Source organism: uncultured Bacteroides sp., assembly GCF_958445495.1.
Classification (GTDB): domain Bacteria; phylum Bacteroidota; class Bacteroidia; order Bacteroidales; family Bacteroidaceae; genus Bacteroides.
The window spans coordinates 1-22,482 of the sequence record NZ_CAUCSQ010000012.1 but is presented as its reverse complement, the minus strand read 5'-3'; the positions used below and the strand labels follow the sequence as shown (position 1 = coordinate 22,482).

Here is a 22,482-nt window from a genome sequence, read left to right as displayed (position 1 = left end):
TTCCCATTCCTTTGCCCTTTCCCGTCTCCGCCGACAGGTTACCTCCCCACCATTGGAGTCCGGCAATGCCGCCCCTCAATCCCCTGACGGCAAGTACCGGCCTCTTATGTTAAAATCAAGCATTCCTCCTTTTTCCTAAATCTTTTTTGCATTTCGTTTGTTCACTTTGTTACTTTCGCCGACAACGGCGCAGAAAACTTCAACCTGAATAATAACAAATTGAAAAATTTAATGCAATGAGGACTAGACTTTTACAACATCTTCAGAAACAAACCGCCCGGTTTAAGAGCATAACGGCTCTCGCCTGCCTGCTACTTGTTTCCGCATCCGCCTTCGCACAGGCAAAAACAGTGACAGGTATGGTAACGGACGCCAACAACGAACCGTTAATCGGCGCATCCGTGCGTGTACAGGGTACTTCCACCGGAACCATTACGGATATGGACGGCAAATATTCAATCTCCGTTATCCCGGAAGACATACTGGTATTCTCATACGTAGGCATGACTACGCAAAGTATCAAAGTGGGAACACAAAACGTAATCAACGTCAGCCTGAAAGAAGACTCGCAGGTATTGGCTGAAACCGTCGTTATCGGATACGGAAGCGCAAAGAAAAGAGACCTGACAGGTTCCATCACCAACGTCAAAGGAGAGGAAATAGCCAATAAGCCGGCCATGAACCCGCTTTCCTCCTTGCAAGGAAAAGTGGCGGGCGTGCAAATCATAAACTCCGGACAAGCCGGCGCAGACCCGGAAATCCGTATCCGCGGAACCAACTCCATCAACGGATACAAGCCTTTATACATCGTCGACGGGCTGTTCAACGACAACATCAACTTCCTCAACCCGGAAGACATCGAATCCATGGAGATTCTGAAAGACCCCTCTTCACTGGCAATCTTCGGTGTCCGCGGTGCGAACGGTGTTATCATCATCACCACCAAAAAAGCCAAAGAAGGCCAGACGCTAATCAATATCAATACCTCCTTCGGTTTCAAAAAGGTAGTGGACAAAGTAAAAATGGTAAACGCCTCCCAGTTCAAGGAACTGTACAGCGAACAGCTCTCCAACCAGGGAGACGCCCCGTTTGACTATACCGGCTGGGACGCAAATACCGACTGGCAGGACGAAATCTTCCAGACGGCATTCGTCACCAACAACAATATCAGCATCACGGGAGCCTCCGCCAAACACAGCTTTTATCTAGGAGTCGGTTATTCTCATGAACAAGGCAACATCAAGCATGAGAAATTCAGCAAGGTAACCATCAATGCAAGCAACGATTACAAAATTACGGACTTCCTGAAAGTCGGTTTCCAGTTCAACGGGGCCCGCATGCTCCCTGCCGACTCCAAACAAGTGCTAAGCGCGCTCCGTGCAACCCCCATCGCCCCTGTGTACAACGGCGAGTACGGGTTATATACCGCACTTCCGGAATTCCAAAAAGCCCAAATCAACAACCCGATGGTGGACGTCGAGCTGAAAGCGAATACCACCAAAGCCGAAAATTACCGGGCATCGGGCAACATTTACGGGGAAGTGGACTTTTTGAAACATTTCACTTTCAAAGCCGCCTTCTCTATGGATTACAGCTCCAACAACGGACGGACCTACCTGCCTGTCATGAAAGTCTACGACACTACTGTCAACGGCAATGTCGCTACGCTGGGAACCGGCAAGACCGAAGTCAGCCAGTTCAAGGAAAACGAGACCAAGGTACAAAGCGACTATCTGCTGACGTACACCAACAGCTTCGACAACGGCAACCATAACCTGACTGCCACCGCCGGCTTCACCACTTACTACAATTCGCTAAGCCGGCTGGAAGGAGCCCGCAAACAAGGAGTAGGACTGATAATTCCCGACAACCCGGACAAATGGTTTGTCAGCATCGGCGATGCGGCCACCGCCACCAACGGAAGCACGCAATGGGAACGAAGCACCGTGTCCATGCTGGCGCGCGTCATTTACAACTACAAAGGAAAATACCTCTTCAACGGCTCTTTCCGCCGGGACGGTTCTTCCGCTTTTTCCTACACAGGCAATGAATGGCAGAATTTCTTCTCGCTGGGCGGAGGCTGGCTGATGTCTGAAGAAGAATTCATGAAAGATTTCCAATGGCTCGACATGCTGAAAATCAAGGCATCCTACGGCACGTTGGGAAACCAGAACCTGGACAAGGCATATCCTGCCGAACCTCTGCTGACAAACACCTACTCGGCCGTGTTCGGAACCCCCTCCATCATTTATCCGGGCTACCAACTGGCATATCTTCCCAATCCCACTCTCCGCTGGGAAAAGGTGGAAGCCTGGGAAGCAGGGTTCGAAACCAACCTGCTCCGCAACCGCCTGCACTTCGAAGGCGTGTATTACAAGAAAAATACCAAAGACCTGCTGGCGGAAGTGCCCGGCATTTCCGGAACGACTCCCGGCATCGGCAACCTGGGACAGATTCAGAACAAAGGAGTGGAAATGTCCGTAACCTGGCGTGACCGAATCGGCGACTGGGGATATTCCGTCAGCGCTAACCTGACGACCATCAAGAACGAGGTAAAAAGCCTGGTTCAAGAAGGTTACTCCATCATTGCCGGAGACAAACAGCAAAGCTATACGATGGCGGGATATCCCATCGGCTATTTCTACGGCTACAAGGTAGAGGGTGTCTACCAGTCGCAAACGGATATCGACACATCGCCCAAAAACAAGCTTGCCACAGTAACCCCCGGCGACCTGAAATTCGCGGATGTCAACGGCGACGGAGAGATTACGCCGGAAGACCGCACCATGATAGGGAATCCTACCCCGAAGGTGACTTACGGTTTCTCTCTGGGAGTCGATTACAAGAACTGGTCGTTGGGCATCGACATGATGGGACAAGGCGGCAACCAGATTTTCCGTACCTGGGACAACTACAACTTCGCCCAGTTCAACTATCTGGAACAACGTCTGGACCGCTGGCACGGCGAAGGCACTTCCAACAGCCAGCCGTTACTGAACTCCAAGCATTCCATCAATACCCTGAATTCGGACTATTACATCGAAAGCGGGCGCTTTTTCCGTATCCGTAACGTCCAGTTGGCTTACGCATTCGACAAAAGCCTGCTTGCTAAAATCCGTCTGCAGGCCTTGAAGGTATATGTCAACATACAAAACTTGAAAACATGGAAGCACAACACCGGTTACACTCCGGAACTGGGAGGCACGGCCACCGCATTCGGGGTAGACAACGGAAGTTATCCCGTACCGGCTGTCTATACATTCGGAATCAACCTGACCTTTTGACATCCGGCAAACGGCCGTTCCGTCTCAGGATTTCCGCAAAGGATTGACTTTAACATTAAAAACCATAATCGTATGAAACTCAATAAATACTTATTTTCAGTTTTTACCGTTGCCGCTGCCTTGTTCCTAAGCAGTTGCAGCGATTTTCTGGACCGCAGTCCGCAGGGGCAGTTCACAGAAGACGATAATCCCAACGCCCTTGTCAACGGCAAGATTTACAATGTTTACACCATGATGCGCAATTACAACATCACAGCAGGCCCTCCCGCTCTCGCCATCCACTGTTTCCGCTCGGAAGATGCGGAAAAAGGAAGCATCGCCAGCGACGGTTCCGATGTAGAACAGATGTACGACGATTTTCTCTACACTCCGGACAACGGACTGCTAGGAGCCTACTGGGGACAGAACTACGCAGTCATCTACCAGTGCAACGATATCCTCGGATCCATCGCCGCCAAAGAAACGGCGGGACAGACGGAATCCGAAGACATCGTCAACAAAGGGGAAGCCTCCTTTTTCCGGGCCTATTGCTATTTCAACCTGGTAAGAGCTTTCGGAGAAGTTCCGCTGGTTACTTACAAAATCAATGACGCATCGGAAGCCAACATCCCGAAAACCACCGTTGACAAACTTTACGAACAAATTGACAACGATTTGAAAACGGCGGAAGAGTCGCTGCCGGAAACCTGGAGCAGCGAATATACGGGACGCCTGACCTGGGGAGCCGCCCGTTCCCTTCACGCGCGTACCTATATGATGCGCAACGACTGGGACAATATGTACACCGCTTCTACCGATGTCATCAAAAAAGGACTCTACAACCTGAAAACTCCTTATGACGAAATCTTCACCGATGAGGGAGAGAACAGCGGCGGTTCCATATTCGAACTGCAATGTACCGCTACCGCCGCCCTCCCGCAAAGCGACGTCATAGGCAGCCAGTTCTGTGAAGTGCAAGGAGTACGCGGCTCAGGCCAATGGGATTTGGGCTGGGGCTGGCACATGGCGACGGAACTCATGGCACAGGCCTACGAACCGGGTGACCCGCGTAAAAACGCCACCCTGCTCTATTTCCGCCGGTCGGACAGCGAGCCCGTCACCCCGGAAAATACAAACGAGCCTTACGGCGAATCTCCCGTTTCCCAGGCGATAGGCGATTACTTCAATAAGAAAGCCTATACCGACCCTGCCATGCGCAAAGAATACACCAACAAAGGATTCTGGGTAAACATCCGCCTTATCCGTTATGCCGATGTGGTATTAATGGCAGCGGAATCCGCCAACGAGAAAGGCCTGCCGGGCGAAGCCGCCGACTATCTGGAACAGGTGCGTGCACGCGCCAGAGGCACTGACAGCGACATCCTTCCCAAAATAACCACGACCGACCAGAGCGAGTTGCGTGATGCCATCCGCCACGAACGCCGCGTGGAACTGGGAATGGAATTCGACCGCTTCTATGACCTTGTCCGCTGGGGTATCGCCAAAGAAGTGCTGCACGCTGCCGGTAAGACAAATTATCAGGACAAAAACGCACTCCTCCCGCTTCCGCAGACAGAGATTGACAAGTCGAAAGGAGTGCTCATACAGAACCCCGATTACCAATAAGAAGTTTCTCGGTGAGGAACGGTAGTTTCCTCGGTGTCGGAACTACCGTTTCCCGGTGTCGAACAAAGCCCTCCCCGGCACCGGATATCCAACATATAAAAAGGGCGTTACATTAAGAATCAAAACAGATATAATAATATGATATACAGAAAGTTAAGTTTTCTCATCCTGTTACTTGCCACAGGTCTCCAGAGCACCTCGGCCCAAAAATCACCGCAGGACATGGACCGTTTCATCGATGTATTGATGAATAAAATGACCTTAGAAGAAAAAATAGGACAACTAAACCTTCCCGTCACCGGAGAGATTACCACGGGACAAGCCAAAAGCAGCGATATCGCCGCCAAAATCAAGAAAGGCGAAGTGGGAGGACTGTTCAACCTGAAAGGAGTGGAGAAAATACGTGAAGTGCAGAAACAGGCTGTGGAAGAATCCCGCCTGGGCATTCCGTTGCTGTTCGGAATGGACGTCATCCACGGATACGAGACGATGTTCCCTATCCCGCTCGGACTGTCCTGCACCTGGGACATGACAGCGATTGAGGAATCTGCCCGCATCGCGGCCGTAGAAGCCAGCGCCGACGGTATCTCGTGGACTTTCAGCCCGATGGTGGATATCTCACGCGACCCCCGTTGGGGGCGTGTATCCGAAGGCAGCGGTGAAGACCCGTTCCTGGGAGCCATGATTGCAGAAGCGATGGTGCGCGGTTATCAAGGAAAGAATCTGGAGCGGAATGACGAAATCATGGCTTGCGTAAAACATTTCGCTCTGTATGGAGCCAGTGAGGCCGGACGGGACTACAATACCGTAGACATGAGCCGCCAACGAATGTTCAACGACTATATGCTGCCTTACGAAGCGGCTGTGGAAGCAGGAGCAGGCAGCGTAATGACATCGTTCAACGAGGTGGACGGAATACCCGCTACCGCCAACAAATGGTTGCTGACGGATATCCTGCGCGGGCAATGGGGCTTCAACGGATTGATAGTGACCGACTACACGGGAATTTCCGAAATGACCGACCACGGCATCGGCGACTTGCAGACCGTAAGCGCACGCGCCATCAATGCCGGAGTGGATATGGATATGGTAAGCGAAGGCTTCGCCGGGACATTGAAGAAATCCGTTCAAGAAGGAAAAGTCTCTATGGAAACGTTGAATACTGCTTGTCGTCGTATTCTGGAAGCCAAATATAAACTGGGGCTGTTCGACAATCCGTATAAATACTGCGACCCGCAACGTCCGGCACGGGATATCTTTACCAAAGCACACCGGGCTGCTGCCCGCAGGATTGCAGCGGAAAGTTTCGTCCTTCTGAAAAACGAGAGCCCCGACGGGAACCCGAACGGAAATCCGTTGCTGCCTTTCAACCCTAAAGGAAACATCGCGGTAATCGGTCCGCTGGCAAACACCCGGAGCAATATGCCCGGCACATGGAGCGTAGCTGCCGTACTCGACCGTTGTCCCTCCCTGGTAGAAGGCCTGAAAGAGATGACTGCCGGAAAGGCGAATATCATGTATGCCAAAGGAAGCAATCTGATTAGTGATGCAAGCTATGAGGAACGGGCCACGATGTTCGGCCGTTCCCTGAACCGGGACAACCGTACTGACCGGCAATTGCTGGACGAGGCATTGAATGTGGCGCGCCGGTCGGATATTATCATCGCAGCCTTGGGCGAGTCTTCCGAAATGAGCGGCGAAAGCAGCAGCCGCACGGACCTGAATATTCCGGATGTGCAGCAGAATTTACTGAAAGAGCTGCTGAAAACAGGGAAACCGGTGGTATTGGTTTTGTTTACCGGACGCCCGCTCACGTTGACCTGGGAACAGGAACATGTACCTGCCATCCTGAATGTATGGTTCGGGGGCAGCGAGGCTGCCTATGCCATCGGTGACGCGCTCTTCGGTTATGTCAATCCGGGGGGCAAGCTGACGATGAGTTTCCCGAAAAATGTCGGACAGATTCCTCTTTATTACGCTCACAAGAGTACCGGACGCCCATTGGGACAAGGCAAATGGTTCGAGAAGTTCCGCAGCAACTACCTGGATGTGGACAACGAACCGCTTTACCCGTTCGGTTACGGGCTTTCCTACACCACTTTTTCATACAGTGACATCGATTTGAGCCATACGGCGATGGATATGACCGGTTCACTGACCGCCGCAGTGGAGGTAACCAATACCGGGACATGGCCCGGAACGGAAGTGGTGCAGCTTTACATCCGCGATGTTGTCGGCAGCAGTACCCGCCCGGTAAAAGAGCTGAAAGGTTTCCAAAAGATATTCCTGGAACCGGGAGAGATGAAAATCGTCCGTTTCAAGATTGCTCCGGAGATGTTGAGATATTACAACTATGATTTGCAACTGGTAGCCGAACCGGGTGACTTCGAGGTCATGATAGGCACGAACAGCCGGGATGTGAAAACCGCCAGATTCACCCTAAAATGAGATGTGTCATGAAAAAAGATTATCAGAATGTCATAAGGACCGTTTTTTTCCCTCTCATGCTACCACTGCTTCTTTTCCTTATCCTAGGTCTGGAAAGCTGCAAAGGCAGAAAAGCCACGGCTTCTCTTGCTGCCGGCCAGGCGGACACACTGTCGGACGATGCTCTGATGGACACGGTACAACGGCGCACCTTCCTCTATTTTTGGGAAGGAGCGGAACCCAACAGCGGCCTTGCTCCCGAACGTTACCACACGGACGGCACATATCCGGAGAATGACGCCAATGTGGTGACCTCCGGCGGCAGCGGCTTCGGCATCATGGCTATCCTCAGCGGGATAGACCGCGGTTATGTCACCCGTGAAGAGGGAGCGGCACGTATGGAACGTATCCTTTCTTTCCTGGAGAAAGCAGACCGTTTTCATGGCGCATACCCGCACTGGTGGTACGGCGACACCGGAAAAGTGAAACCTTTCGGACAGAAAGACAACGGAGGCGACTTGGTGGAGACGGCTTTCCTGATGCAGGGACTTCTCGCCGCACACCAATACTACGTAAACGGAAACGAAACGGAGAAAACGATAGCCCGGCGTATCGACCGGCTTTGGCGTGAGGTGGACTGGAACTGGTATCGCCGGGGCGGACAGAATGTCCTTTACTGGCACTGGAGTCCTACATACGGCTGGGAGATGGATTTCCCGGTACACGGTTACAACGAATGCCTGATCATGTATATTCTGGCTGCCGCCTCGCCGACACACGGAGTACCCGCCGCCGTCTACCACGAAGGATGGGCACAGAACGGCGCAATCGTCTCTCCGCACAAGGTAGAGGGAATCAAGCTGCATCTCCGCTATCAGGGAACGGAAGCCGGACCGCTTTTCTGGGCGCAATACTCTTTCCTTGGGCTCGACCCCGTAGGGCTGAAAGACGAATATTGCCCCAGTTATTTCCACGAGATGCGTAACCTGACATTAGTCAACCGCGCTTACTGTATCCGCAATCCCAAACATTACAAAGGTTTCGGGCCGGACTGCTGGGGACTGACCGCCAGTTACTCCGTTGACGGGTATGCCGCCCATTCGCCGAACGAACGGGATGACAAAGGGGTCATCTCTCCTACCGCCGCACTTTCATCCATCGTATATACACCGGAATATTCCATGCAGGTGATGCGCCATCTGTACAACATGGGGGATAAGGTGTTCGGGCCTTTCGGATTTTACGACGCTTTCAGCGAGACGGACAACTGGTATCCCAAACGTTATCTGGCTATCGACCAGGGCCCTATCGCCGTTATGCTTGAGAACTACCGGACGGGATTGTTATGGAAGCTTTTCATGAGCCATCCCGATGTACAAGCCGGACTGAGCAAACTGGGGTTCAACATCCATCAGCGGAATGTGAAATAAAGGCACAGCCCAGCGGCAGTTCCGGCGGGCTGTCAGAGGTGGTCTTTACCGGCCGCCTCCGCCGGAACCGCCGCCTTTCACATCGTCATTCTCAATGCTGCGGGCAGCTTTTTTCACGCTGGCTTTCAATTCCCCGATTCGGTAACTGATGCTGAATCCGAAACGGCGGCTCGGCCATTTGCCGCTGCTCTTCGAGATAAAGTTGGCTCCTTCCGTGTAGCTATCGAAGGTTCTGTATTTCCTCCAGAAGTCATAACAATACAAATTTAAAGACAACCGTTCGTCTTTCAGGAACGAGCGGTTCAGGCTGACTCCGCAATACTGGTAACCGGAACGTTCCCCCTGCAAGCTGATATACGGGGTACTGGCCCCGCCGTTCACGCTCAACCGTATCTTTAAAGGAAGTGTATGCTGGATACCGGCATGGAAAGAACCGTTCCAGCCATAATTATGCAATCCCTGTGCCTCGCTTTTCATATCGCTGTAGTTTCCACGGCCATTTACATAAATACGGGTATTGGAAGAGGCGTTCCAGTTCAGATAAAGGGAGAGTCCGGTATTCCGGCTTTTCCCGATATTGGCATAGGTGCTGTACAAAGCGCCCTCCGGTGCAAGATGTTCCGGATTGCCGTCAAAAATCTCTCCGTCGGCATCGGTAATCAAACGGCTCACTCTCTCAATCCCGTTATTATTGAAAGAATGGCGCAGAGACAGGTTGATATTGAATTTAGCACCGAAACTGCTATATGCCAAGTCGAAAGTATGGCTTTTCTCGCTTTCAAGGTCCGGATTTCCCTGACTGATGGACATCGGATCCTGGTTGTTGAAATAGGGGTTCAGGTTCCAGATTCCCGGACGCCAGATACGCATGCTGTAACCGGCGCGTATGTTTTGTGTCTTGCCGATTTTCATTCCTAAGGAGACGGAAGGAACCACGTCGCTGAAATTCGTATGGAAGTTCTCTCCCGGCCCCACGATATATTTCACCCGCTGTATGGTCTGTTCGTAACGAACTCCCGGTTTGAAAGTGAAGCCTTTATATCTCAAGGTATATCCGGCATAAGCCGCCAGGATATGGTTCAGATGACGGTAGTCGCTGCTGCGGTCTTCGTTATACGCATAATCGTCGCTTCCTCCCGCCGCTTCGTAAAGCTTGTTGTCACTGGAGTTGCGGCGGAAAATATACTTCACTCCGGTTTCTATCGTATGTAGCTTGCCGATTGGGGTTGTATAGTCTGCCTGGAAGGTCTGTTCCATCGTATTCGTTTTCCCGTCCGAATGGTAATTGCGCAACAGCAGCCGTTCTACAAGTTCGTCTTTCTGTGCGTCCGGATAGATATCAAGATATGTGTTGTATGAATCATCGCTCTGCGGCTCCGTATCTACCTTGTAGGACAGGGTGAGCATTCTTTGTTTGTTCTTTCTGGAGACACGCTGGTAGTCTATGTTTCCATTCACCGAGAACCATGAGGATGTTCCATGATTGGCTGTCCGGTAGCTATAAGTAACATCTTCGTGGTTTGCCCCGTACATCACCGTATTGCCGTCGCTATTACTGTTACTGCTGTTGCCGTACATTCCGAAAGCCACGGTCAGCAGCCTCAACGTATCGATTTCATAACTCGCTTCCAGATTTCCATACTGGAAATTACCCTTCGACTTGGAGGAACTTCCGGACTCCAGGTATTTCTCCGTATCCGATTCATAATTTTCCCGGTAACTGTCGGAATAGCTGCGCGGGGAATTGTCGTAATTATAGTTATAATTGGCGGAAACCGTCAGTTTCCCTTGTTTCACCATCGCATAACCGCCGGCTCCCAGCCCGTTATTGCTCGCATTTCCGCGGAAAGTGGCCGTATAGCCCTCAAACCCGCTGCCCACAGTCACGATGTTGAGAATTCCTCCGACTCCTTCCGCATCGTACTTGGCTCCCGGCGAGGTGATTACTTCAATGTATTTGATGGAATTAGCCGGCATACTTTTCAACACTTCTTTCGGATTATTGCTCATCATGTTGTTCGGTTTCCCGTTGACATGTACCTTGAAACTGCTGCTGCCGTTCACCTGTATGTTGTCTTCTCCGTCTACCGTCACCAAGGGGACTTTCCGCAACATTTCCAGTATGCTATTCGATTTCGAGTCCGGGTCGTCTTCGATATTGTACTCTATCTTGTCAATATCGACCTTTACCAGGGGCTTTTGCGCTACCACTTCCACCCCTTTCAATTCGTTGTTGGCTTCTGCCGAGAACATGGTTCCCAAATCAAGCACTTTGACGGACGGCTTCAAAGTGAACTCTTTTATCACCGGCGCTTTTCCAATCGAAGAGATATTGATTACATAATCACCGGCCGGTACATTCAGCTTTTCCTGGAATTTGCCGTTCGCACCGGTTACAGCCATCTTTATCGCTTTTTCCGGAGCATTTTTCTTCGTAATTTTAATGGTTGCATAGGGTTCTCCTTCTTGGGTCAGGGAATCTAAGAGTACTCCTTTGATTGTGAAAGAAGGGACCGCCGTTTTTTGCGCCTGTCCTGTCACGGATATGGCAAATGCAAGTAGTAATAGTAGTAATAGTCTATGTTTCATGGCTAGAATTAAATTAGTCTTTACCTCTCAAGATGTAGTATTTTTCAATTGTGCGTAAATACGGCGGTAAAAGTAGATGGATTTTCAGTGGTTACGAAATGTTCGGAGTTAAGAATATAAAATTAATGGATAAAAAAGATTATACGGAATACATAGGTAACTCCGGAGTTTCCAGGAATTCCGGATATTTTATAGACTGTGTTTCTGTAAGTTTTAAGGTTTCACTAATCTCTCTTTGTTATGAGTTGCTTTAAAAAGGCAAAGAGACGGAAGATAGCAGAGGAAATCCGAGATTAGCCAAACGATAACTCTACTTTGTCTTATTTATGTAGGTCCGTTATTCATCCGGCAAGTCTTCAAAACCCGATATCTTTACCGGCTTATTAAAAAAATAGAACCTGTATCATCCGTTCTTACTTGTAAAAAGAGAGACTGGCGAATACAGGCATTAAGAATAGCCATCAAACGGTTATCCGTGCGTTTCCTCACTTTATCGTATCCTTAATCTAATCCCGGCCATGCTTTCGTCGAGTAGGTGGCTTCAAGCGCATTTTCCAATTTATCATTCAGGTTTGGAAAGAAATCAATTCCGGTCTTTTCTTCCAGCTCGTCTATCGATAATGCATAATCGGTAAGCTTCGACGATTTCGGGCTGTCCGTATGTTCCATCCAGAAAGCTATGGCCTTAAATGATTCTCCTTTTTTAAACAGCAAAGCCATGTAATAATATTTGGGAACGGGTTTACTAAGGTCGTTATCGATATATTTTATTATCTGGTCTTCTTTATCAATGGTTCCGCCTTTTACGACATACAAAGTATCGGAAGATGTGCAGCTACGTCCCCACGACTGTACCTGTCCTTCTAAAGTTAACCATATACCGGTATTGAAACTGTATCTTTGCGGGCTCATATTGGTGTAGTAGAAGGTTTGTTCATTCACCTCACGCGAATAAAGCCTGTCGGCAGAGGCGCAGAGATGTCCTCTGTTATAACCATGTTTCCCAAAATCCGCTTGTACACGCTGATACTGTGAACTTATAGCCGGGTCAACATCAAAAGGCTCATCACTACGAGAAACATTCTGCTGCTTTGTCTGATTGTCAAACCGAAACGCAACCCAACGAGAATGTTTCCTGCTCTTGTCATACTCCATGCTGAAAGAGGTTACTTTCCGTCCGTTAAAGGTGGTGGAGTGGGTTATAAATACGTCATTTGCGCTGTTACGGAGAGCGGGAAGCTCGACGATGCCGGTGGCAAAATTATCGGAGTTCTCTTTTTCGTCACCACTACATGAAAAGAAAAAAATGCATAAGAAAAGGAACTCACTATATACAAATACTTTTTTCATACTATCAACACATTAAATAAGAATCATACGATAAAAAATAAAAAAGTTGCTCTCCGGATTGAGCAACTTTTTTAATATATAAGTACTTCTCCAAACTATTCCACAGTATGTGAACCAAGCCCAGATATTCCAATAGTTTTATCTTCTTCTATAGATGTAAGTTTTGTTTCACTCCATTCAGCTAAAGTATAAATTACATTAGGGACAGTCACTGTAGGTACCCTCCGCAATACAACATTTTCACCAAACTTTTCTTGGATTCCTGGATAACCTACCAAATCAATCAAGGTTTCTCCTTTAAATAATCCAACAGCATCATCACCGTTAAAAGACATGTTAGAACACTCCACAACTTTTCCTTCGTAATTCACCGCTTGATTATTAGCAAATACTACGACTTTTCCTGGTTCAATACTTTCTGTAAAAGTTTTATTGTGAAGAGATGTCCAGACTATACTTTCACCTTCTTTCTTACCATTATTATTCATTTTCAATGAATATTCTGATAAGTCAATCGTTTCATTTGTAGGATTATATATTTCTATATACTTATTATTTCCCTTAAAAGACTCCACATATTCTGAAATAAACAACTCATTTCCAACAGGTTCAACACCTTCGCTTCCTTCTGAACGTAATATTTTAATATTAGCAAGACGTAAACCTGCAGTATTATCTTCAGCAGTTGTTGTAAATTTTAGTGTTGAATTTTCACTACCTGCTACTGCAATTTCAACAGACATTGTATAAAAAATATTCGCATCATCTTTTGCTACAGTAGCCGTTACAACTTTACTTTCGGCCTGTACTTCAACATCATTCAATGATACCTTCAAAGCATTTAAATCCGCAGTTTCTCCGACTGAATAGATATTTGCTGCAACTTCATAAACTACTTTAAATCTATTATATCCAGCCGTGTTTATTCCCGAAATAGAGAACCAATTTTCATAGCCTTTACTAAACCAAATACTGTTAATTTTTGCAGTCTCCGTTTTATTATCTTCTGTTTTATGAGCAATAGCACGAATATTTACTCCTTCATGAGACACGTTAAATTGACATTCTGGATTGTCCCATTTTAAATATTCACTGACATTAGTGTATTCCTCCACCGGGGTACCAAATGTTTCTGCAAAAATCTGCCCTTCCACAGGAGGAATAACAGCACTTTCGTCAGATTCGACCTTTACATCAGAAATTCGCCAAGTATTTGCAGATGTTGTATTATCATTATCATATATAAAGGCAAATTGTATAGACTTACCAACATAATCTTTTAAATCCACAGTCACAGTAGATTTATCAGCATGACTATTTCCCAGAGGCATTTCAATAGTAACCGCAGTCCAATCCGCAGCATCCTTATCCTTTATTTTTAACATAAATTCATTATCCTTGCCCTCAGTATAAGACGTTTGGGTAAAAGTCAATTTTGCAGATGTCAAAGCTGATAAATCTAATATAGGAGACATTAGCCAACTTTCAGCAGCATAATTCTGTCCATCCTTATATGCACTCGCCGAAGCATTTTTATAAGTGGTGCTCATACTCCAAACCCAACTCAAACCACCAATCTCTTTATTCTCAATAGTAAAAGAAAATGGTTCAGCAGAAAAATCTTCTGTATAAGGATTGTCCTTCGTTACAATCACAGTTTCACTAGGTTTATCTCCACCTTGCTCTTCACCAATTTCTTTATTATTAAATACCGCGGCTGTAGTATTAATCAATGCAGCTTTTCCAAAACCGGAACTTAACTCACCTTGAATCAATAAAACTCCTCCTTTATTTTCCGGATGGTCTTTCAGATTTAAAGCATTCGATAAATCACTTCCATTTTTTATCTTAACCGGCAAACATTTACTTTCGGTGGTCTCATCAGGACTTTCAGCTATCAGCACGTTGGAGGTTACATTAAAAGGAGCTGTAAAACTTGCCTTATTACCAGCAAACTCTCCTTCATCATCGTACACATTTTCCATAGCACCCACAATATAACCTTGTACCCAAGCAATAGAACCATCCTGTTTCTGTTGTGCTGCTTCTATATTATACGGATTCTCTTTCGTTCCATCACCAACCAAACCTGGAACATCACCCTCTTCCAATATCTCGTAAGGAGCCGGTACATCACTACATGAACTAAATGTGAACACTGCAAAGAGTGTCAAAAACAAAGCATTTAGAATCTTTTTCATAATTATATGTGTTAATTGAATTAATTATTTCGTTTAATATCGCTTAAAGTACGGACAATAACTTCCCATTGATTATTATAACGCAATAATATTCCCGTTATGTCCACACTTCCTTGCGGCATTATTTCCATTGAGAAGTTAGCATAAGCACTTGTATACAGGAAAAGGTTATTACCACTTTCCGTACCATCCGAATAAGTGAAATAACGTTTCACCGAACCTTCATCGCCCGGCGCATAGGTCGCTGTTCCATCTGCTTCCGAGAGTTTGACATTTTTAAATGTTGCCAAAACCGGCGCCTCTTTTAAATCTATGGCGTCAAGCTCGGCAGGAGTAGTTATTTCGATAGGTTTTAACTCTTCATAATATAATCTCGGTTCATTAATCAGACGTACATGTTGCTCCCAAACATAGTCAGGCATACGTCCCACCGAATTATTATAAACAGTTCCAATCTGCGCTTGCTTACGATAACTGCCGATTTGCAAACCTTCACAATCAATTACGACTTTCTGACCTACCGGACAAAAAGCATACAAACCGGTTGCATTAATTCCAATAACGATAGCGCCGGTTTCATCGGCTACGACAAGTTTTTTATACATGTTTCCGCTCTCGTCGTCACAAGTTATCACTCCTTCGATGCGGGTCTCACCTTCAATCGTTGTATAAGTATCTTTACTCGTATCAATGAAATCATTGTATTTCTCTTTTAACGCCGCTATCGAAATCGTACGTCCTTCCGGAATGGCATTATTGCCATAAGCATTTCCCGTCACCGGCTCATCGTAGTTTTCACATGACGTAAAAACCGTGCCGCACAACAGCAATCCGGAACATAATATAGATAGTAATTTCTTCATAATCATTTCTTCTTTTTTGTTTTGGATGGATAAATACATCTGCTTAAAATCTATAACCGATATTCAAGAAAGCATTGAACGGAAACGCATAAAAGTATTTAGAGTTCTTGGAAAATTTGTAAATACGCGCATCGCCGTCTTTGTAGTTATCATCACGGTTTTGTTCAAAACCGCCTGTACGAAGGTCCGTATTATTCAAGATATTAGTCAGATTCAGATTAAGGCTGATGCTCTTGCCATTACGCAGGCGGATGAATTTTCCAATCGAAGCATCCAGCATAAATCCGCCGTCGAGTTTCTCTTGTTCCGGCACATTGAGAATCGGATTCCCACTGGCATCCACACCTGCCCCATTCTTATCCAACACACTGCCTAAACGGCGATAACTTGAGAAGTCAATATATACACGGTGATAATAATTTCCAGTCAGATTGAAGAACCATCCGTTTATATTATAATCCAAGGCAAGGCTATAAGCGGAAAGCGGTGTGCCATTGGCACGCATCCCGTTAGCATAAACACGGTCGAGGTTCGACTCGTTTTCACTTTCATACGTCAGCACAGCATCGGGATTGTTTATGTATTTGGCATCACTCCAAGTACCGATAGCCGTCAGAGAAAGCTCGCTCGTCAACTTGAAGGTAGCGGCAGCCTCTATTCCCCAATGTTCTTTTTCTATCCCGTTCATGGAAAGATAAGTGAAACGCGCCTCACTGTCATTATAAAAAGCATCCATTTCCACTTGGTTCTGGAAACGTGTATAATAACCTGTCACACGTCCCATCACCCACGGGGTATTGAAATTATAGGTCAAATCTCCACCAATAATACGTTCTGTTTTCAGGTCTTTCACAAAATCATTCTTGATACGCGGAGCTATGAACGAGTTGTAAGCCAACGGCGCACGTTCTTCATATCCGGCATTCAACGTAAAGGAATGGTTGCCGTTGATTGCCCAGTTCAAGCCGGCTTTCACACCTCCTTCAAGGAATTTTGCCGTTCCGCTGCTCCCCAATGATTTCAACGGAGCACGCCCGTTTCTCATCTGTCCGTCACGAAACATCTGTGTAGAGCCCAATTTACCGGAGACAAAATAGTTGAGCGCTCCTCCGTTATCTCCTTGATAACGTACCCAGGCACTTTGTTTGTTGACATAGATATTATAATCATAACCGAACTTGTCTCCTTCACCGATGCGACGGTTGGGATTGTCAAGGTCATTTTGGGCCATACTGGAACTGACTCCATGATCGCGGATAGCAAATTTGTCAACATCCGTATAAAGCTGTCCTCCCAGCAGGTCTTTCATCTTTTTATAATGCATTCCTTTGGTCGTATTAACCATAATCCCGGCAATATAACTGTTATGCTCGTTCCATTGATGGTTAAATACCGAACTAAAGTTGAATGCCAACTGGTCGTCATGGCGCTCTTCCACATAATAAAGTGTTTCCTTGCCTAACGCATTCGCTTGTTTGTTGGCAAAATAGAGTGCGTCCCAATCCAACTGGCGATAGGCTTTATTATTCTTCCAGTTGTTAGTGACTTCATTAAACTGCTGTAGCTCATCAGCGGTAGGAACGGATTCCCATACATCAAAAATCGAACTGGGCAACTTCTTATAATAATCCGGACGCGGGTCGGCTGCATTGCCATTCCAGCCCAACGCACTTTTCCCGTAATTGGAATACTTGAATCCGGCACTCGTCACTAATTTCTTATTATCATCAATATTAAAATTCCATGAAGCGACAGCCGACGGTTCAAACTGACGGACAATCCGCGCATTCCGTTTCTTCCCGTTCTGATATCCCCAGTTGGGATTATAATAATGGCTGTTTGCCAAATAATAGGCTTCTTCCGTTGACGCCATTTGCTGGCCTCTTTCCGTAGGTGAGCCCCATGTTGCCAAAGACAGGCTGTGACGCTCATTAAATACTTTTTCCGCACCGAGGAAATAAGAAAAAGAATTATATTTGATACCTTCGATATTTCCTTCATTTCCCCAACGGTATCCTAAGGAACCGGTAAACGCCCATCCGTTATTCATCAGGCCTGTGGAATAAGTGTACATACCGCGCAGAATGTAATTACGGTTACTGCCGGAAACTGTCAGCTTTGATCCTGCCGCATACTGGCTGGCACGTAAATTGATATTGGTGGCGCCTCCTATCGCGCCGAAAGTAAAATTATTAATTTCAAAAGGACCGATACCTTCCTTATTACGGGTAGCATCATTCAATCCTCCGATTAATCCATAACTGAAACGACCTGTTTCTACATCATTGAACTGCACCCCATTGATATACATGTCACTGTACTGGGAATCATATCCCCTTACACGAAATCTCATCGGGCTGAACAGATAACCTACATTTGACAGATAAACATCATTGTTGGAAGTTACTAATGCAGCCGTACTTTGTGCTGCATCGTCATCTTCGTTCAATTGTGATTCTGTAAACATGAAAGAAGCATTGTCTTCACGGGCATTCTGCTTTATCTTCTGCTGTGCAAATAGTGTCGGAGTCAAGCAAAATAGCACGATCGCTAACCCTAATCGTTGTTTCATAATTTAATTTATATTAATGTTAATTGGTCTTTATTCTCGCAACACAAATGAAATAAGTCGAGAGGCAAAATAACAAAGAATTTTATAAATATCAATGTTTCATACAAAAAAAATCGCACTTTAGAGCTGTTTTTCCGTTTTCTTTTTAGATATTTGTCACACAAATGACAAATTACCCACTTTTAAAATCAATTTTAAAGATGAAAAAAAGTTTAATTACTTTAGGTGTACTTGCTCTTTTCGTCCTCATGGCTTACGGACAGGAAAAGAAATTCGCCCTCTACAGCGTAGCTTTCTACAATATGGAAAATTTGTTTGATACGATTCACGATGAAGGAAAGAATGACTATGAATATCTTCCCGACGGCACCAACCAATGGAATACGATGAAATATAAGGCAAAACTGAAAAACATGTCGGAGATACTAAGCATGCTCAGCACTGATAAGCTGCCATTGGGACCCGCCATCATCGGTGTCTCGGAGGTTGAGAATTACCGGGTTTTGCAGGACATACTGAAACAACCGGCCCTGGCGGACAGGGGATACAAATATGTCCACTATGAAGGAGAAGACAAGCGCGGCATAGACTGTGCGTTTTTTTATAACCCCAAACTGTTTGAACTTACCGGCAGCAAGCTCGTTCCTTATGTATATGTCAACGACACGGTACACAAGACACGTGGTTTTCTGATTGCCAGCGGCAACATTGCAGGCGAGAAGATGCATTTCATTGTCAACCACTGGCCGTCAAGGGCTGCCGCTTCCCCGGCACGCGAACGGGCAGGCGAACAGGTCAGAGCGATTAAGGATTCTTTACTAAAGGAGAACCCGACCGCAAAAATCGTCATTATGGGCGACATGAACGACGACCCGATGAATAAGAGTATGGCTGTGGCGCTTGGAGCTAAACGCAAGCCTGCGGACGTGGGTCCTTCCGACTTGTATAATCCCTGGTGGGATACGTTGAAAAAGGGATACGGAACTTTGATGTACAGGGGTAAATGGAATTTATTCGACCAAATTGTATTTACCGGCAATTTATTGGGAAAAGACCGCAGCACATTGAAGTTTTACAAACATGAGATTTTCCGCCGCGACTTCATGTTCCAGAAAGAAGGTAAATACAAAGGTTACCCTAAACGGACACAAGCCGGTGGCGTATGGCTGAACGGATACAGCGACCATTTACCCACCATTATCTATCTAATTAAGGAAGTAAAATGACAAAAACGTTATTTAAATCATTTTTTCTGTTTATAACTTGCAGCATAATTATATCCTGTAGCGAACAGGATATTCCGGCTCTTCCCCAAGGCCAGGAGAATACAAACCAAGGAATTGCATCTATCGACCAAACCCAGATTGATGCGAAAGGGGGCGGATTCATTATCCGCATAAAAGCCGATGGCGCATGGCAAGCTGCAAGCAGCGCCAGTTGGTGTACGCTAAGCAGGACGTCCGGTAGCGGCAACGGCTCTATCAGCGGTTATATGGAAGTAAACACCGATGCGGAACGCAGTGTCACTATCACAATTACGGCCGGAAAAGAAAATGCGAAGTTTACACTAAAACAATTGGCGGGTGACGGTTCGGACCCTTCTCCGGACCCGGAACCGGAAAAGCCTTCCAAATATGCGGGAAGAATCGAGATTCCCGCCTTACGTTCTGGAAATATGTATAAATTCGTCACTCATACCACCCAAGAGAACAATAAAGAAATTATTACTTACAGCTACGAATATGACTGTTACAAAATGCATTCCCGTTGGGTTGCATGTACTTTCAGTACTGCCACTCCCGACAAGAATGTTGGAAGAAATGAGAACTTTACAGAAGATATGTCATTACCTCCGGCATACAGGCTTGGAGCAAAAGCCTTTTCCGGTTCCGGCTACAATAGAGGGCATTTAATCGCCTCCGGAGACAGACAGTATTCCGTATCGGCCAATAAACAGACGTTCTATATGTCAAATATGAGTCCACAAATCCAAGACGGATTCAACGGAGGTATCTGGCTAAAGTTAGAAGAACAAATCCAACGCAAAGGGTATAACATCACTAATTCAAAAGATACGTTATATGTAGTAAAAGGCGGAACCATCAGAGATGACCAGATACTAAAATATATCTCGGACGGTTCTCACCAGATAGCTGTTCCCAAATATTATTTCGTGGCTCTTTTATCTCTCAAAGACGGAAAATATTCAGCCATAGGGTATTGGTTTGAACATAAATCTTATGACAACAAAGAGCCCGTCTCAAACTATGAGGTTACCATAGATGAGTTAGAAGCTAAAACGGATATTGATTTTTTCCCGAATCTTCCTCAAGACATAGAAACGAATGTGGAAAAGAGCAAAGACAATTGGAGATGGTGATTAAAAATCAAACTTCCGCTTACAGATATTTCATCCTTTAAAATTCAATGAAGGGTAAACGCCATAGAAGGTGGCATTTACCCTTCATTTTTAGGGACATTCAGTAAATAGTATAAAATTAGCCAACTAATTCATACTTAAAGTATTGCGAATTAGCTGGCTTTTTTGTATCTTTAGGTATTCCCCCGCAAACAAGGTTTGGTAGCCAAAACGGGGGAAATTCCCAAACCAAGATATGGCAAAGATACGAAATATTTCAGAAATTCACCCGACTTTGGGGTTTACAGAATTCGATATTCTGGAAAAATATCGCAAGAGTTTTAATGAGAGTGAGCTTGGCAGGCTTCATTCCGTATTCCCATTTGAGAGTATGGCAAAAGTTGCCGGTCTATCCCAGTGCCGTCTGGGACGCAGGAACTGTTTCAGTCCTTCGGCCAAAATCGCCCTTATGGTACTGAAGGCCTACACCGGGTTCTCCGACAGACAGCTGGTGGAACATCTTAACGGGAACATACACTACCAGCTGTTCTGTGGAATCATGATAGACCCGTCCTGTCCTATAACCAACTACAAGATAGTCAGTGCCATCCGTAATGAAATAGCCTCCCGTCTTGACATTGATTCCTTTCAGAAAGTGCTTGCCTCACACTGGAAACCCTATCTTGAGAACCTTCACGTGTGTATGACCGATGCCACCTGCTATGAAAGCCATATGCGTTTTCCGACAGACATGAAGCTCCTTTGGGAAGGTATCGTGTGGCTTCACAGGCATATCTGCCGGCATTGCAGGGAGCTTGGCATAAGGCGTCCGCGTAACAAATACACGGATGTGTCAGAGTCCTATCTGTCCTACTGCAAGAAAAGAAAAAGGAAGGCTTCAAGGACAAGGATGCTCAAGCGCCGTATGATCAGGCTCCTTGAAAAGCTCATCATACAAAGGGATGAGATTCACAGAACATACGGGTCTTCACTCACATATACACCGGATTATCAGAAACGGCTTTCCATAATCAGAAAGGTTCTTCTACAGGAAAAGGAACTGTTTGCAGGACGGAAGGTCAGTGACCGTATTGTCAGCATTGACCGTCATTATGTACGTCCCATCGTAAGAGGTAAGGAAACCAAGTCTGTTGAGTTCGGTGCAAAGGCGGGTAACATACAGATAGACGGTATCTCGTTTATCGAGCACCTCTCTTTCAAGGCGTTCAATGAGGGGATACGGCTGAAGGACTGTATCCGTATGCAGCAGAAGCTGATGAATGTGAGGGTAAGATGTGTGGCTGCCGATTCCATATACGCCAACAATGCCAACAGGAAGTTCTGTACGAAATATGGGATATCCACTTCCTTCGTACGCAAGGGAAGGGCGGCAAAGGACGAGGCATTGAGAAAGGTTCTCAGACGTGAACTCTCAAGGGAGAGAGCCACCAGGCTTGAAGGTAGCTTCGGCACTCAGAAACAGCATTACTCACTCTCAAGAATAAAGGCGCGGAACAGGAAGACGGAAATCCTGTGGATTTTCTTCGGAATACATACGGCAAATGCCGTACTGATGATAGAGAAAATCAAAAAAAGGCTGAATAAAGCGGCATGACATGATTTTACAGACAGAATCAGAAGAGGTCGTCGGACTTCTTCCGGAACGTCATGCCCTGCCGGATAAGTTTATCAGATAAAACACAGGAAAAATAAAATAAAAATAGCATATGAAGTAATTATGGCTTATCATCTTCATATGCTATTTTACTTTTTAGGGACATTTACTGAATATCCCTTTTTAT

Annotated in this window: 12 protein-coding genes; 7 read left to right on the top strand and 5 right to left on the bottom strand. The window is 46.2% G+C overall.

The window, feature by feature from the left end; all coding sequences use genetic code 11:
- Positions 1-236: 236 nt before the first annotated feature.
- The 4 genes from Q5076_RS06015 to Q5076_RS06000 all read left to right on the top strand — a co-directional run bounded on the left by Q5076_RS06015 (position 237) and on the right by Q5076_RS06000 (position 8,746).
- Positions 237-3,284 carry a TonB-dependent receptor gene (locus tag Q5076_RS06015; RefSeq protein ID WP_303011694.1) on the top strand — a complete coding sequence of 1,016 codons (3,048 nt, stop codon included), beginning with the start codon at positions 237-239 and terminating at the stop codon, positions 3,282-3,284.
- Between the two features lie 72 nt (positions 3,285-3,356).
- On the top strand, positions 3,357-4,889 hold the full coding sequence (locus tag Q5076_RS06010; protein ID WP_303011691.1) for a RagB/SusD family nutrient uptake outer membrane protein: 1,533 nt from the start codon (positions 3,357-3,359) through the stop codon (positions 4,887-4,889).
- A 138-nt stretch (positions 4,890-5,027) separates the two neighbouring features.
- Complete coding sequence (bglX, locus tag Q5076_RS06005) at positions 5,028-7,337, top strand: beta-glucosidase BglX (protein ID WP_303011688.1); 2,310 nt, start codon at positions 5,028-5,030, stop codon at positions 7,335-7,337.
- Between the two features lie 8 nt (positions 7,338-7,345).
- Positions 7,346-8,746 (top strand): glucoamylase family protein, encoded by a 1,401-nt coding sequence (locus Q5076_RS06000; protein WP_303011686.1) that lies wholly within the window; start codon positions 7,346-7,348, stop codon positions 8,744-8,746.
- Between the two features lie 45 nt (positions 8,747-8,791).
- On the opposite strand, the gene Q5076_RS05995 is transcribed toward Q5076_RS06000, so the two are convergent.
- From Q5076_RS05995 to Q5076_RS05975, 5 genes are all read right to left on the bottom strand, one after another.
- Positions 8,792-11,335 carry an outer membrane beta-barrel family protein gene (locus Q5076_RS05995; protein ID WP_303011685.1) on the bottom strand — a complete coding sequence of 848 codons (2,544 nt, stop codon included), beginning with the start codon at positions 11,333-11,335 and terminating at the stop codon, positions 8,792-8,794.
- Between the two features lie 501 nt (positions 11,336-11,836).
- A complete protein-coding gene (locus Q5076_RS05990) occupies positions 11,837-12,685 on the bottom strand; it encodes a DNA/RNA non-specific endonuclease (RefSeq protein WP_303011683.1) in 849 nt (282 codons plus the stop codon).
- Between the two features lie 95 nt (positions 12,686-12,780).
- Positions 12,781-14,886, bottom strand: a complete 2,106-nt coding sequence (locus Q5076_RS05985; protein ID WP_303011681.1) for a DUF6359 domain-containing protein — start codon at positions 14,884-14,886, stop codon at positions 12,781-12,783.
- Positions 14,887-14,906: 20 nt separating this feature from the next.
- Positions 14,907-15,749, bottom strand: a complete 843-nt coding sequence (locus Q5076_RS05980) for a DUF5689 domain-containing protein (RefSeq protein WP_303011679.1) — start codon at positions 15,747-15,749, stop codon at positions 14,907-14,909.
- 43 nt (positions 15,750-15,792) lie between these two features.
- A complete protein-coding gene (locus Q5076_RS05975; protein WP_303011677.1) occupies positions 15,793-18,321 on the bottom strand; it encodes a TonB-dependent receptor in 2,529 nt (842 codons plus the stop codon).
- Positions 18,322-18,521: 200 nt separating this feature from the next.
- Here Q5076_RS05975 and Q5076_RS05970 point away from each other — a divergent pair, with 200 nt between their 5' ends.
- The 3 genes from Q5076_RS05970 to Q5076_RS05960 all read left to right on the top strand — a co-directional run bounded on the left by Q5076_RS05970 (position 18,522) and on the right by Q5076_RS05960 (position 22,295).
- On the top strand, positions 18,522-19,547 hold the full coding sequence (locus tag Q5076_RS05970; protein WP_303011676.1) for an endonuclease/exonuclease/phosphatase family protein: 1,026 nt from the start codon (positions 18,522-18,524) through the stop codon (positions 19,545-19,547).
- Positions 19,544-20,701, top strand: a complete 1,158-nt coding sequence (locus tag Q5076_RS05965) for a DNA/RNA non-specific endonuclease (RefSeq protein ID WP_303011675.1) — start codon at positions 19,544-19,546, stop codon at positions 20,699-20,701. Before Q5076_RS05970 ends, Q5076_RS05965 begins: the two co-directional genes overlap by 4 nt.
- 235 nt (positions 20,702-20,936) lie before the next feature.
- A complete protein-coding gene (locus Q5076_RS05960; protein WP_303011674.1) occupies positions 20,937-22,295 on the top strand; it encodes a transposase in 1,359 nt (452 codons plus the stop codon).
- Positions 22,296-22,482: the final 187 nt, after the last annotated feature.

Coding starts and splice junctions, on each gene's coding strand:
- Q5076_RS06015 (WP_303011694.1), top strand. CDS start 237: ATGAGGACTAGACTTTTACAACATCTTCAGAAACAAACCGCCCGGTTT.
- Q5076_RS06010 (WP_303011691.1), top strand. CDS start 3,357: ATGAAACTCAATAAATACTTATTTTCAGTTTTTACCGTTGCCGCTGCC.
- bglX (WP_303011688.1), top strand. CDS start 5,028: ATGATATACAGAAAGTTAAGTTTTCTCATCCTGTTACTTGCCACAGGT.
- Q5076_RS06000 (WP_303011686.1), top strand. CDS start 7,346: ATGAAAAAAGATTATCAGAATGTCATAAGGACCGTTTTTTTCCCTCTC.
- Q5076_RS05995 (WP_303011685.1), bottom strand. CDS start 11,335: ATGAAACATAGACTATTACTACTATTACTACTTGCATTTGCCATATCC.
- Q5076_RS05990 (WP_303011683.1), bottom strand. CDS start 12,685: ATGAAAAAAGTATTTGTATATAGTGAGTTCCTTTTCTTATGCATTTTT.
- Q5076_RS05985 (WP_303011681.1), bottom strand. CDS start 14,886: ATGAAAAAGATTCTAAATGCTTTGTTTTTGACACTCTTTGCAGTGTTC.
- Q5076_RS05980 (WP_303011679.1), bottom strand. CDS start 15,749: ATGAAGAAATTACTATCTATATTATGTTCCGGATTGCTGTTGTGCGGC.
- Q5076_RS05975 (WP_303011677.1), bottom strand. CDS start 18,321: ATGAAACAACGATTAGGGTTAGCGATCGTGCTATTTTGCTTGACTCCG.
- Q5076_RS05970 (WP_303011676.1), top strand. CDS start 18,522: ATGAAAAAAAGTTTAATTACTTTAGGTGTACTTGCTCTTTTCGTCCTC.
- Q5076_RS05965 (WP_303011675.1), top strand. CDS start 19,544: ATGACAAAAACGTTATTTAAATCATTTTTTCTGTTTATAACTTGCAGC.
- Q5076_RS05960 (WP_303011674.1), top strand. CDS start 20,937: ATGGCAAAGATACGAAATATTTCAGAAATTCACCCGACTTTGGGGTTT.